Raw genomic sequence first — 13,608 nt, 5'->3', positions numbered from 1 at the left:
GAAATTTGGTGATCCTGTTATTCATTGGTTTATATTATTTTTTTGCTGGATTAACTAAATGATTAAGATAGACTTCTATATTCGTGTAATGCTCCGAGAGAGTATATGCGGCAGCATCGGTATCTTTAGCAGGATCTAAATCATGATTCTTCTCCCACTGGTCCGGCATGCCATCGCGGTCCGTGTCGGTTGGTGCGGTAGTGCTTTTTAACTCCGGCCACCCGCCCACTTCGTCTTGGCTGTTGATGATTGCTCCCCTACGATTCTTGATATCATTGACTATGCGCTTATCCACCGCATCACGATTCGGCAGGCTCGCTCCTCCATGGACCAAAACCTTTTCAAATGCCTCTCTGGGAGCATAAGTTTCTATAGGATCTGTAGCGAACGGCTGACTTTGTTTATACGCTTCAACCTGTTGTTGGCTCCAGTCTTCATCAAAGGCTACCAACGCCCAGGGGCTCTCCGGTTTTTCAAAGCCGTAATAGTTGTCATAGAAATAACCCTTATTAAATGGCGATCCTGTATCGTAGGCTATTCCGGTGTTCTCGGAATTGGTCCCCGGAATCAAAAAATTGCCCACATAGTTCAGTTTCGTAATACTTTTGGAATCTGCGTTGTATCCCGCGTGCCCTCCACCCCAATTATAGATCACGTTATTGCGGAAATCGAGCAGTAAGCCCTCTGGGTCTACGTCATGAGAGTTACGATTGTAATTGCCGGGCCGTGGATTACGTCCACGGTTATGGGCATAGAGATTGTGATGAAAACTGTACCTCGCTCCGCCGGTTCCCCGGATAAGCGAGCCAAAGCCATGATTTTCAGGATTCAGAGCTTCAGTTATAAAGCTCCATTGAACAGTTACATTGGTTAGGTCAGGCTCAGCAGTAGAAGCGGAAAGCACTTCGTCGGTGCTCCAACTGGCCGAGCAGTGATCCACGATAATATCGTGCCCATGCTGGATGGAAATTGCATCGCCCCCCTCGCCCTGGTCGCCCAGTCTCACTCGAAGGTAACGAACCACCACATCATGGGTACCAATCTCGAGCGAGCCGTCCCGAACGGCAATACCATCGCCCGGTGCAGTTTGTCCTGCAATGGTGATGTATGGATGGTCTATAGTGAGATCCTCTTCAAGGACAATCGTTCCCGATACTTCAAACACTACTGTTCGGGGACCTTCTTGCTCTATGGCTGCCCGCAGACTGCCCGGACCATTATCATTCAAATTTGTGACGTAGATAACCTTTCCTCCACGCCCTCCTTTGGCATATGCTCCAAAACCCTCAGCACCGGGAAAGGCTTTAATCTTTTGATCAGCCATCCGATGCTCTTTTTTAGAATATCCATCATCTCTTTTGGCAACAGATAAAGCGGACTGTTGTGAGTATAGATCAGCCGCACTAAATACTACGAATACCGCAAGTAATATAAATTTTGTGAATAGAGCTGTCTTTAATTTCATCTCAATTCCTCCCTTTTAGCCCGTCCGTAGAATCAACAAGACTATTCAGATATTTCTCCAACATAGTGTAGCCATCGTCTGCGACTTTATTCCGGTCACTTGCATCATCGGGCTCAAGATCATTTTCCTTTTCCCACTCATCCGGCATGCCGTCCTGATCGGTATCAGCTGGAGGAGCCGCACTCTTTAACTCCGGCCAGCCACCGACGTCTTCCTGAGAATCAATAATACCACTTTTCTGAGATGAGTCGATCACAGAATGCTCCTGTTCATATACATCACCTTCATATGTAGCGTATCCGTTGCGTACTTCGTCAATAATTCGCATGTCTACAGCGTCACGTTTGGGCAACGTCGCGCCTGCATGCTCAAGAACAGCCTGATAAGCTTCTTCGGCTGTTTGCTGATCAATAGCCATAGCTGGCCATGGCTCCTTAAGCTGCACAAAGTCCTCACCGTCCACTCCCAACCAGTTATCAGCTGTAACCGCCGGATCGCCAACCATAACATTATCTGCCACATACCAACTCCCCTTATCATCCAAACCTCTGGAAGAAGGCTCCAAAATGCGGTTTCTAACACCACGTAGTGTTGCAGGACCCGGCTTATAATAATTGGCTACCAGATTAACGGTGGTGAAATCAAATTCATCATTACCCTGCTGTTGTTGTTCTCCACCATATACGCTGTTATACCCCCAATTGTAGATCACGTTATTTCTAACATCAGTGTATCCAGAACCTGAAGCGAATCGTGGATTACGACTCTCATTATGTGCTATCAGATTGTGGTGATAGGTACTGTAGTTGTCTCCCCAAATAGCACCGAATTTGTGGCCCTCACCATCGCCGATAGCCTCTGAAATGATAGAATATTGAACCGTGACATAACTGTTGTGATAGAAAGACAGCACTTCATCCCGGCCCCAGCTTGCCGACACATGATCAATGATAATATTCTTGTGATACCGACCCGATATAGCATCCGCTTCTTCGCCCGATTCGTCGCCAAGCCTAATTCGCAGGTACCGGATAATTACCTCATCCGCGTGAATATTCAACGGATAATCTTTAATAGTGATTCCATCTCCGGGAGCTGTTTGCCCCGCAATGGTAATGAACGGATGTTCGATGCTCAGGTCCGATTCCAGCTCAATGGTTCCCGAGACCCGGAACACGACTGTTCTCGGTTCTGATGCTTCAACCGCTGCCCGCAAACTACCTTTACCAGTATCATTCAGGTTCGTTACTTCGTAAACGGCTCCACCACGGCCTCCTTTGGTATATTTGCCGTAACCTTCGGCACCCGGGAAGGCCAGCTGTTGTGCAGGAAGATTACCAACCAGGCAAAACAGAAAAACCGACAGTATTACAATCTTCGGTAATGTACCTTTCTTAGTTAAATTCATGATATCTGGATTATTGTTCCCAAATTGTGGTATCTACGTTTACTCTGGCGTCACTTTCACAATTACGCGCTGATAGCGGGTTAGTTGTGGAACTCCATCATCAGTCACCTCACATATCAGATGTATAGTCTTCCCTGCATCTGCATCATCGGGAATTGTAAGTGTGGCCTCCTGCTGGTTTCCCTTCTGGATATCGATGCTCCCGGAATACGAATCCGCTTCCTGGTACTGCCACCACCGGTAGTTTAGCTCATCTCCATCCGGGTCGTGGGAACCCTTTACGCTCAATTGCACGGTGTCTCCGGGCCGGGCGGTCAGATTTCGGGCATGGGCCAGCTCAACCACCGGCGGGTGATTAGCTTCCTCATACGACTTTACAGACCAGTCAGCCCGGGCGGCAAAATCATTCTGAATCGCATCAATCCAGCGCCACTGGGGTTTGAAATACTCGATGAGTTTCTCGTCATTCGGAATATCTTTCCTCAGGCGCACACGCCCATATGCCGTTTCTGTGTACCATCTACCCTCCGGATATTTATATCCAGGCTCAGGAACCGGGTCGAGCCAGGTATTGCTGTGTACCTTTTTATATCGGCCACCCCACCCACCGTATCCGGGCGACTCCCCGCTGCGCAAGCCGGTCGGTATGACGTGCAGAAACGCAGGCGTGTCGCCCTCAGATCGAAACCGGCCATCATCATGTGCTTTGTACAAGTCGAGCAGGGGGCCGTGCTCCTGCAGGAGATTCTGGTTCATCCATTCCGCAGAATAGTAATATTTCATTTCTTCGGGTATCACTCTCCTCTGATTATCGTATGCCATGGCGAGGAACTGATCAGAAATAATCGTGGGGATGTTATATTTCCCCCAGTGCGGCTTGATATACGACTGGTAGGTTGAATCCTGCTCCCAGATAAAGTAGAATCGTATCTTGCTGGCCACCTGCTTCATTCTTTCCGGGTGCTCCTCCTCGATGGTCTTCAGAGCCCTGGCAATCGTGTTGGGCCCTCCCCAGGCTTGCAGCCATACGGGACGATCGTCGGATTCATCCAGCAGAGTTTCAACAATAAGTTGGGAGCCTGGTGTATTCTCATCCATTTCTCCTTCAGATTCTACATTACCTAGTTTTGTTACCGATTGTAAATATTCCGGGGTAGGATACCCGCTGTCATGCTTAACCAAGTTAGGATAAACTTTTTCATAGGCCTCCAGATAAGGCTGCACCCAGTCGTCGCCTGCCCAGTTATGGCCGTGTGCGTGGTACTGCGAACTCGAGGAGACAATCCCCTCGATGTCCCATTCATTGGCATAAAGCAGGAAGCGCACCATGGAACACTCATCATCAACCTCCCCATCCGTGGTGACAATCACTCGTGGCTTTTCAGTGGCCGCTGACTTATTGGAATTGGTATTATCATCCGGCTGATCGGAGCAGCTGGCGATCACCAATGCCACCAGCAGGATCAGAACTAAATTGTTATGTTTGGCTTTCATGGCAACTGTTTTATTGGTGATGGTTAAATAGTTATTCGGCTATTAAATTTCCTTAAACAATAGGCCAGTTATTCATACACCACCTTCTTTGGATTAATGAGATCCACCAGGTCAGGAAGATCATAAAATTTAAGGGCGTTGGGCACCACGTAGGCATAGCCGTTCTGCCGAATGGGTTGCTCTAAAATCTCCCTATACGACTGAATGGTATCTGACAACATGAGCTGGTCAACCTGCGAAGTAAGAACAGCCGCATGTAAGGCCGGGGAGGCCGTAAATCCATGAGCTTGCAGCGTAATAGACTTTGGTGAAAGCGATGGCTCAGCCTCAATAAAGTCCAGGATTGTGACGATATCCTGTACGCGCTGACCGACCACCGGCTCGCCGATGTGCAGCGAAACCTGGTCATTCCGATATTGAGAGTCATGGTACTTGGAGGCATTAAATTCTTCCGGATCTTCGAGTTCTCCGGTTCCTCGTAAATCTGCTAAAATAACGGACTGCCCTGATGCCAAGACGCTATTGATCTTTGTTTCATTTTGTTCAATGATCTTTGCCTTTCCACCTTCTGATATCCTAAGCTGTAAAGTATCTGCTTGCCGGTTCTCAGAAGGCTGTATTATAATCACCGGAATCGGTACTTCCCCCTTTCGACGCAGAATCTTCTTGGTCATATGGTAGTCTTTCCAACGACTCGTGTCGACATACTCTGCCGTAACGTTATGGGGATTTTCTTTAAAGCCAATCAGCGAAGTCACTTTCTCCAAAAATCCTTTGCGGCTGTGGTTCTGCTGGAATGCCTGCCGTTCGGATTTAAGCTGATTCGCTAAATTAATGTTTCGCTGCTGGATGGTATATTCATCCTCAAACTGGCTGTTAACCTGTCCCGTTTCGGTGACCTGTAACTGCTCTTCGGTATGGACCGCTAAGTTGCCCTCTTCCACAGCACTGCTATCCTCATAAAACCAGCGTTTAAACCACTCCACTGCGGCCTCGCGCTTGGGCTTGGAGATACCGTGTCCGTCGGACCAGCTAAACAACTTAGTTTCTTCTGGATGTTCTAAGGCTGCATAATAGTTCTGCATCTCCCGCATCGTTCGTTCTACGCCTACGTAGTCCACAAAGTCGTATTTCCCTGCCAGCGTAAGCGTAGGAACCGGGGCATTCATCAGCAAAAAGTCAGCAATTTCCAGATGTTCGCGCCCTTCGTAAGGTATCCACTGGCACCCATCCTGCGGGCCCAGCACTTCAATAGCCCGCTCCCGCTTAGTTACATAACTGCAGACAACTGCTGCTTCAGGAGTGTCATTAAGTGCCATAAAATAAGTCGTCATAGTCCCGCCACCAGAGTTGCCCAGCACCCCAATGCGGCCGGTATCTACCTCCGGACGAGACATCAAATATTCCAATCCCTGTTTGTTATCCCAGTATTCATAATTGACGACATTTGTCCCAACTAAATTGGAACCGGCATTCAGCAGCGTATGCTCAGTCGTACCACCGCGGGTAGCCGGTTCACCATCTGCATCCGTTAGCTGGAAGCGTTCGCCCTGCGAAATAGGATCGATCACCAACACCACAAAGCCATGCTTTGCCAGCAATATTGCTGTCCTTTGATACGAAGCCGTCGCTTTAGCCTGGCTTTCATGTCCACAAAAAAGTAAGGCAGCAGGAAATGGACCTTGTCCCTCAGGCACATATAAATTAGCCGTCACATGATGGTTTGGGAAGCTTTCATACAACACTTTCTTAATCTGATAGTCCTCATGCTTTATGGTTCCCGTCACTTTTGCATTGAGTGGCGATTTTTGGGGAAAGTTCCCCTTAATCGAATCATAATTCTTACGAATTTTATTCCGATAATTCTCAGCAGCAGCCTTTGAAGTGAATGCCTGCTGCATATCTATATCGCGCTGCCGATACTGCTCATGCATCTGCTGGATCAGATGCTTATGCCAAGTAAGATGGGAGTCCCACTTTAGCACCTCATAAGAATCCTGTGCTACCGACCGGCCGGTAAGGATCAAAACAAATCCAACGAATAAAAGATACGAATATCTCATAGCTAGCGATATAGTTGAGTTAACCCTTTCCAGACAGCTTCGGCAATTTGCTTTTGTCCGGTTGTATCCGGATGCAGACCGTCGACATAATTCTGTGGAGAAACGGCATCCAACAATGACCAAAACTGCACAGACTCATCGTCCGCCAGTTTTCGGTATTGATCTCGAAGCTGGACCAGTGAGCGCTTTGTATTTTCGTTGTATTTCTTTTTTACGTTAACAGGTGCCATGGTCTCCAGATTAATATCAGAAGGAGCCAGAATAGTTATCTTTGTTGTTGGATTAGCTTCTTGCACCTTCCTGATCATCCAGCGCATGTTTTTGACACATTGTTCAACCATCTGTGGTGTTCCATCTTTCAAGTCATTGACGCCCAGAAAAATGAGGAAATGATCCGCATTGGAATGCGCCTGCAGTACCGGTATGATATCCTGTTTATCAGCTGTCTTTCGACCGTTTTGTCCGGCTTCTACAAAATCAATGTCAGGATGTTTCTGCGACAGATATTGTATCCAACTTTGACCGTTAACTTCCGCACCGTTAGTGATAGAATCCCCAAAACAAACCACTTTGCCTGTGATCTGAGAGCCTGACTGCATGCCAGCCAGGCTCATAAACAAGATTATAAAGGCCGCCTTTTTAAAAAAAACCATAACGCAATCTTTTCAAATACTATTCTTCCTGATTGGTCTTTTCAGTAAAAGATTCACTGCCAAATATTTTATCAAACTTTTGGTCGTTGATCGTCACATTTCGGAATTCCAGTCCCTTTGCGTTGTTAACTTCCAACGTTTTCTCAACGCCCTTAATGGTACTGTTGATGACTTTTAAATTTTCAACCGGTGACTCTTCATAAGCCTCGATAAGAACTCCATATTCACCACCGTTTTCCACTTGTAGGTTTTCAACAACAATGTTTCGGATGGTAGGCATAAATTCGCCAGGAGGCTCATAAAACATATTGGCCCGGATGGCTGCTTCTTTATATTGTCCCACCTTGATGTCTTTCAGGTAGATATTCTCAGTTGTTCCACCCCGCTTCGAACTGGTTTTAATGCGTAACACCCGGTCCAGATTTGGGCTGTCCATCTGCAAGTTTCGGGCAAACACATTACGTACACCTCCCGAAATTTCGCTGCCCATCACGATACCTCCGTGGCCGTCTTTCATCACCGAATTTTCGATAATAATATTTTCCGAAGGTACGCCAATGCGTCGGCCATCCTGATTCCTTCCGGATTTGATGGCAATGCAATCATCCCCCGTATCGAAGTAACTGTCGGTTATTAATACATTCTTGGACGATTCCGGATTTACTCCGTCATTGTTAGGGCCCAGCGTTTCAATATGCACATTCCTGATGGTCACATTTTCGCTTAGTACCGGGTGAATATTCCACATCGGCGAACGTACAAGTTTGACATCCGAGACCAGGATATTTTTGCTTTTATAAAACTGCACAAAATTCGGTCGCAGGTAGTGCCCTTCTCCAAACACCCGTTCTCTGGGAGGTACCTTTTCTGCATTCAGGTGGTGCAAAGAATCACGATCTGCATCCTGATTGGTCATCCCTTCTTCCCAGCCGTCTTCTTTATTCCCTTTCCACGGCCACCAGTACTCCGTAGTGGCATTGCCATCCAGCGTTCCTTTACCGGTGACAGCGATATTCTCCTGATCGTAAGCGTAAATAAAGGGCGAATAGTTCATCAGTTCCATCCCCTCCCAACGACTAAAAACCACCGGCAGATAGTCTTGAGGATCACGGCTAAAAAGAATCGTGGCGCCTTCTTCAAGATGGAGGTTTACATTGCTCTTCAGGTGGATAGCACCCGTTAAAAAAGTTCCTTTGGGAACAACCACTTTCCCTCCACCGCTATCGTGGGCTTCTTGGATAGCCCGGGCAAAAGCATCGGTATTTTTTATTTCTCCACCAGCTTCTGCACCAAAATCAGTGATATTAAATGAGCGATCCGGAAAGGTGGGCGGCTGAATTTGAGCCTTAATTTCTTCGAGCTGATTCCACGGATCATGGGCGTCCTCTTCTTTCTTGTTGACACAGTTTTGCAACAAAGCTCCAACAAGAAAAATGGTTATTACCTGGGCTAAAAACTGATACTTCCTTTTCATTACAATCTAACCATAATTACATATTCTTATTTAATGAGAGAGGACCAGCAACACGATTTACATCGCGCTACTGATCCTTCTCCTAGGGATACGACATTGTTTTAGTTTTTTAATACAGAGGCCCTAAAATGATATCCTCTGTGTCTGCTACAAACTATTGATAGCCTGCGTTTTGAGTAAATTCATCTTTGTTCTGAACCGCATCTATCTGAGATTGTGGAATAGGTCGGAGAACATGATGATCCTGAATATTAGCACCTGCTTCGGGATTATATTCTCTTGTTCTTTCCAAAAGGGTACCTGTTCTCTTCAGATCGAACCAACGGAGCTGCTCACCGGCAAGCTCACGAGCACGCTCATCCAGTATAAAATCGAGATCAATATCGGCTGCGGTAACTCTCATCGCAGCTTCATTACCCGGCTTGGCAGCCCGCTCTCGGATCACATTAATGTAATTGGCAGCCTCGGTGTTATTCCCCCTGTTGAACTGAGCTTCGGCAGCAATGAGGTACATTTCGGCCAATCGGATTACAAAGGCATCGCGCGAGCTTCTCATCTCGGAGATTGATGGCCTGGTTGGATCAGCGAATTTATCAAGGCTTGGATATTTCGTTCGCTGTACAATGGATCCATCCGATTCGTAGATATCCGATCGGTCATAGATGGTGTACACCGCATCCTCACGGAACTCTTCAGATACCTCGTACTTGGTTGCATAAATAGCGGTATCACCCTCGGCCATTCCCTCAACTTCGGAGGGCGCGTTGGAATACCATACGGACTTGAAGGAACCATCGTAGCGAGAGTCGATGTCATCCTGGTATAAATCCAGTAAAAACTGCGTTGGCATATAGCGGTTAAAGGGACGACCATTTTCGATATCACGGTCCATTCCGCTTACCTGATCGTAGGTCATAAAAAAGTGCAGGTGACCGTTGTGTCCACCGCGGCCATGACCTTCCGGAAAGAGAATATCATCTTCCTGATCGTTAAGTGCCAGATCTTCAGAATAGTTTACAACCCAAATAACTTCTTCGTTTCGCAGATTATCCATCTCCCACAGGTCATCGTAATTTTCGACCAGACCAAAGCTATAATCATTAATAACTTTGTCAGCCATATTAAAGGCTTCCTGATCCATGCCTCGTGTTAAGTACATGCGCGCCAGAAATGCTTCGGCTGCCGGCTTGGTTACACGGCCAATATCAGACGTGGTAACCGGTAAGTTGTTCACTGCGAAGTCGAGATCTTCAAAAATCTGGTTGTAGAAAGTCTCGACCGATGATTTATTTGCATTCACTTGTATTCCTTCTGTTTCGTCGGTCGTAAAGTGAACACCTCCCCACATCTCTACGATATGCCAGTAATAAAAGGCTCGTAAAAATCGGAGTTCAGCTAAACGGGTGGTCTGGAGTTCTTCCGACATGCCGGACTCTCCAATTCGGTTAATGCCCGCATTGCAGAGGTTGATAGCGGAATAAAACTGTTCCCAGAAAACACCAACCACATTAGCGTTAGGCTGGAGGCTCTCATAGCGGGTAAAATTGGGATTTTCATCCCCGGCTCCACTGGTCCAAAGGTCGGTCCCCATCTCACCGGCGGCCCATCCTTCCTCCTTACCGTACCACCATCGGGAATAGGAATAGGCGGCATTCACCAAGCTTTCAAACCCTTCAGGTGTGGTATACACCGTTTCAGAGGTAATTCCACCGGGATTATACTCCGTAAGGTCGCACGAAGAAACGAACAAAAAGCTGCTGATACAGAATACGAAAACTGTCAATAAACGTCTCATAATTTATCCTGTTTAGTAATTAAAAATCTATGTTTATACCTGTAACGAATAACCGCGTCATCGGAAAGCTAAGCGCGCCGCCCCGTTCCGGGTCGTAATTGTCAACTTTTGCAAAGGTGTACAGGTTTTTACCAGTTACATAGAGTCTGATATTTCTAACTGGCATACTTTCCATTAGCGATGGAGGTAAGGTATACCCCAATGTAGCATTTCGAATCTTCACAAAAGATCCACTCTCGTACGAAAGGGTACTGTAGTACTGGTAGTTATCTTGCGAGAGGGCCGCATTGGGACGTGGAAAGGCATTTGTAGGATTGTCGGGCGTCCAATAATCGACATTGGCTCCGTTCTCCACTCCACCGGGCTTATAATTGTCATAATATTCGTAATCCATCATCTGTCCGATCCGAGCGTACACATAAACGCTTAAGTCGAACCCTTTATAGTTGATGGAGTTCTCGATTCCGCCGCTCCATTTTGGACGCGGGGATCCCAGAATAACCCGATCATCACTGGCGGTTATTTCGCCGTCGCCATTCTGATCGCGCACTTTAATTTCTCCGGGCTCCTGTCCAAAGGATGCAGCTGCATCCGCTTCATCCTGCTGCCATATGCCGGTTTTTTCGTAATCATAGAATACCGAAGTGGGTTCTCCTATAAACCAGCCATTTCCAATATCATCGCCATCACTGACCAGCTCTACAATTTCTTCTTTATTCGAGAAGAAAGTGAGATTCGATGTCCAGCTGAAATCATCTTTCAAGATATTGGTTGTCTCTAAAGCAAATTCAATACCACGGTTTCTCGTTTTCCCGACATTTTGTGTTACGGAAGAAACGCCGCTACTCAGTGGTAAGAACCGGTCAAGCAACAAGTTGGATGTACGTGTATCATAAACATCGATTGTTGCGGTTACCCGATCGTTAAGGAGTCCAACATCCAATCCAAGGTTAGCTGTTTTGGATATCTCCCACTCCAAATTCGGATTTCCTAATGTGGGGCTAAACGTAAAGCCAGGGGCGGAATCTTCTCCGTACGAAAAGGGAATTCTCCGAAGAGCTGACTGCGTTGAATAGGGACTAATGGCGTCATTTCCAGAAACTCCATAACTGGCACGCAGTTTCAGATTGCTAACTATCGAATCATCTCCTATAAAATCTTCTTCGCTGATCCGCCAGGCTGCTGCCGCAGACGGGAAGAAAGCCCATCGATTTTCTTCACTCAACTTTGAGGAACCATCAAAACGGCCCGTAAGCGTAAGTAAATACCGGTCTTTAAAGCTGTAATTGGCACGCCCAGCGTACGACATAAGACTACTCTCTTCATAACCACTCTCAACGGCAATACCTTCGGTCGCATTCAAGAGACCATAGTACAGTTGTGATGCAAGCAGCTGATTTTGTCCCAGAGCGGAACCCAGATCATTCTTATTGAACTGGTAACTTGTCACCCCTGTCAATGCTAAAGAGTGCTGATCCCAATCACCTTCGTAGCTCAAAATATTTTCAAAAGTAATATTTCGACTGTTTGAGCTGTTGTATACCGCTTCTGGAGCGGTTCCATTACGATCGATAGTCTCGGAATCTCTATAAATGCCCTGCCGCGAATTAGACAGCGTAGCTGAAATATTGGTCCGAAGCGAAAGATTTTCAGCAAAGTCAAGCTCTGCATACAGTGTCGGAAATATTTTAGTCGTCAGCGTATTATTCTCGTAAGCATTGGGTTGCGTATCGGCCAACGGACTAATATCTCTCCCACTATGGGGGCGAACAATCAAATCGCCATTTTCATCATATGCCCGGGTAAGGGGATTTATTTTATTTGCAATGTTTGTAGGATCTCTGCGCCGGTCACGATCATAGTAGGTAATTTGCGAATTCATACCGACCGTCAGAGCTTCGCCAACCTGTTGATCTACATTAAGACGAGCCGTGTAGCGTTTCAGCTGATCCATCTCCAGGATCCCCTTTTCATCAAAATAGTTGACCGACAAGTACATCGAATTGTTTTCCGTACCTCTCGAAACATTTATCTGATGGCTTTGCTGTATACCTGTTTGAAACAGCAGATCTCGAAAATTCGTCCACACATTATTTTCAATATTTTCCAGCTCACTGGATGTAAAAATATTGGGATCGTCTTCCGGGCCGCTCCAGTCTCCGCTTACCCTGTTAGCTTCCCGCTTTTGTGTTACATACTCAGGACCTGTATTAAAGTCCGGGTAATCCAACGTCTTTGAAATACCCGCATAGCTTTCAATGGAAACCTGTGTTCCCTGCGCCTCGGCCTTCTTAGTAGAAATCAAAATAACGCCATTCGCTCCCCGGGAACCATAGATAGCAGTAGAAGAGGCATCTTTGAGCACCTCTATAGACTCGATATCCGCAGGATTTATATCTTCAAGACCGCCGCCGTATTGTATACCATCGACAATCACAAGCGGACTATTCGAAGCCGTTAACGAACGGTTACCCCGAACGGTGATATTGACCCCTGAACCTGCTTCACCACTACCTCGGGTAATATCCATTCCGCTTACTTTACCCTGCAAAGCTTCTGCAACGTTAGTCGTTGGAACTTTGGTGACTTCTTCAGCACTTATAGAAGAAACAGAGCCCGTCAAATCACTTTTTTGTACGGCTCCATATCCAATGACCACCACCTCATCACCGGCAATAGTTTCGGGCGTTAAACTCACATCCAGAGAACTCTGCCCTTGTAAAGGCACCTCCAGGCGCTGATAACCGATAAAGGTAAAAACCAAGGTATCGGATAAGGAAGGAACCTTTAGCGAAAACCCTCCTTCAGCATCACTGGAAGTACCAATACTCGTTCCTTTAACGATGATATTTACTCCGGGCAATGTTTCTTGAGACTGAGCATCAATAACCTCGCCGGTTACTGTCTGTCCCAACACTTGATGGGGCGTCATTGCCACCATCAACACACCAAACAAAAAACATCCAATTGTAGCTATTTTCCTTACAACCATAATCCTGAATTTTGAAAGTTTTGAGATTAAAAGTTCTGTCAATCATACATATATCAATACATGTGCAATCGATTGCACTTATCAAGTAAATATTTTCTCGTATATATTGCAAATAATTTCCCACCTATTTTGAAAAAGAATGGGACAAATTCCTGAAAGGATCTAATTAATTTCCGTATTGACTTTTAATAAACAGATAAAATACATCTATACATACCAAATGGGGCATTTATCCGAGAGACAGTTCATTTTTGTATTTGTCCA

8 protein-coding genes are annotated in these 13,608 nt (G+C 46.3%); all 8 read right to left on the bottom strand.

Translation table 11 applies throughout. The annotated features are described in order from the left end of the window. Positions 1-34: 34 nt before the first annotated feature. Positions 35-1,465 (bottom strand): pectate lyase family protein, encoded by a 1,431-nt coding sequence (locus tag J6I44_RS06945; RefSeq protein ID WP_265765310.1) that lies wholly within the window; start codon positions 1,463-1,465, stop codon positions 35-37. A 1-nt stretch (position 1,466) separates the two neighbouring features. Beyond that, on the bottom strand, positions 1,467-2,873 hold the full coding sequence (locus tag J6I44_RS06940) for a pectate lyase family protein (protein WP_265765309.1): 1,407 nt from the start codon (positions 2,871-2,873) through the stop codon (positions 1,467-1,469). Between the two features lie 39 nt (positions 2,874-2,912). Next, positions 2,913-4,367: a nucleoside hydrolase-like domain-containing protein gene (locus tag J6I44_RS06935; RefSeq protein ID WP_265765308.1), complete on the bottom strand. Its 1,455-nt coding sequence runs from the start codon at positions 4,365-4,367 to the stop codon at positions 2,913-2,915. A gap of 68 nt (positions 4,368-4,435) precedes the next feature. Next, positions 4,436-6,430: an alpha/beta hydrolase family protein gene (locus J6I44_RS06930; RefSeq protein WP_265765307.1), complete on the bottom strand. Its 1,995-nt coding sequence runs from the start codon at positions 6,428-6,430 to the stop codon at positions 4,436-4,438. A gap of 2 nt (positions 6,431-6,432) precedes the next feature. Then, positions 6,433-7,083, bottom strand: a complete 651-nt coding sequence (locus J6I44_RS06925) for an SGNH/GDSL hydrolase family protein (protein WP_265765306.1) — start codon at positions 7,081-7,083, stop codon at positions 6,433-6,435. Between the two features lie 19 nt (positions 7,084-7,102). Further along, positions 7,103-8,557 (bottom strand): glycoside hydrolase family 28 protein, encoded by a 1,455-nt coding sequence (locus J6I44_RS06920; RefSeq protein WP_265765305.1) that lies wholly within the window; start codon positions 8,555-8,557, stop codon positions 7,103-7,105. 154 nt (positions 8,558-8,711) lie between these two features. Then, entirely contained in the window at positions 8,712-10,352 is a 1,641-nt protein-coding gene (locus J6I44_RS06915) for a RagB/SusD family nutrient uptake outer membrane protein (RefSeq protein ID WP_265765304.1), read from the bottom strand. Positions 10,353-10,371: 19 nt separating this feature from the next. After that, positions 10,372-13,344, bottom strand: coding sequence for a SusC/RagA family TonB-linked outer membrane protein (locus J6I44_RS06910; protein WP_265765303.1), 2,973 nt, complete (start codon positions 13,342-13,344; stop codon positions 10,372-10,374). Positions 13,345-13,608: the final 264 nt, after the last annotated feature.

This window comes from Fodinibius salsisoli, assembly GCF_026229185.1.
In the GTDB taxonomy this organism is placed as follows: Bacteria; Bacteroidota; Rhodothermia; order Balneolales; family Balneolaceae; genus Fodinibius; species Fodinibius salsisoli.
The sequence above is the reverse complement of the archived record's forward strand: the minus strand, read 5'-3'. Positions and strand labels throughout refer to the sequence as shown.

Coding starts and splice junctions, on each gene's coding strand:
- J6I44_RS06935 (WP_265765308.1), bottom strand. CDS start 4,367: ATGAAAGCCAAACATAACAATTTAGTTCTGATCCTGCTGGTGGCATTG.
- J6I44_RS06915 (WP_265765304.1), bottom strand. CDS start 10,352: ATGAGACGTTTATTGACAGTTTTCGTATTCTGTATCAGCAGCTTTTTG.
- J6I44_RS06925 (WP_265765306.1), bottom strand. CDS start 7,083: ATGGTTTTTTTTAAAAAGGCGGCCTTTATAATCTTGTTTATGAGCCTG.
- J6I44_RS06920 (WP_265765305.1), bottom strand. CDS start 8,557: ATGAAAAGGAAGTATCAGTTTTTAGCCCAGGTAATAACCATTTTTCTT.
- J6I44_RS06940 (WP_265765309.1), bottom strand. CDS start 2,873: ATGAATTTAACTAAGAAAGGTACATTACCGAAGATTGTAATACTGTCG.
- J6I44_RS06930 (WP_265765307.1), bottom strand. CDS start 6,430: ATGAGATATTCGTATCTTTTATTCGTTGGATTTGTTTTGATCCTTACC.
- J6I44_RS06945 (WP_265765310.1), bottom strand. CDS start 1,465: ATGAAATTAAAGACAGCTCTATTCACAAAATTTATATTACTTGCGGTA.
- J6I44_RS06910 (WP_265765303.1), bottom strand. CDS start 13,344: ATGGTTGTAAGGAAAATAGCTACAATTGGATGTTTTTTGTTTGGTGTG.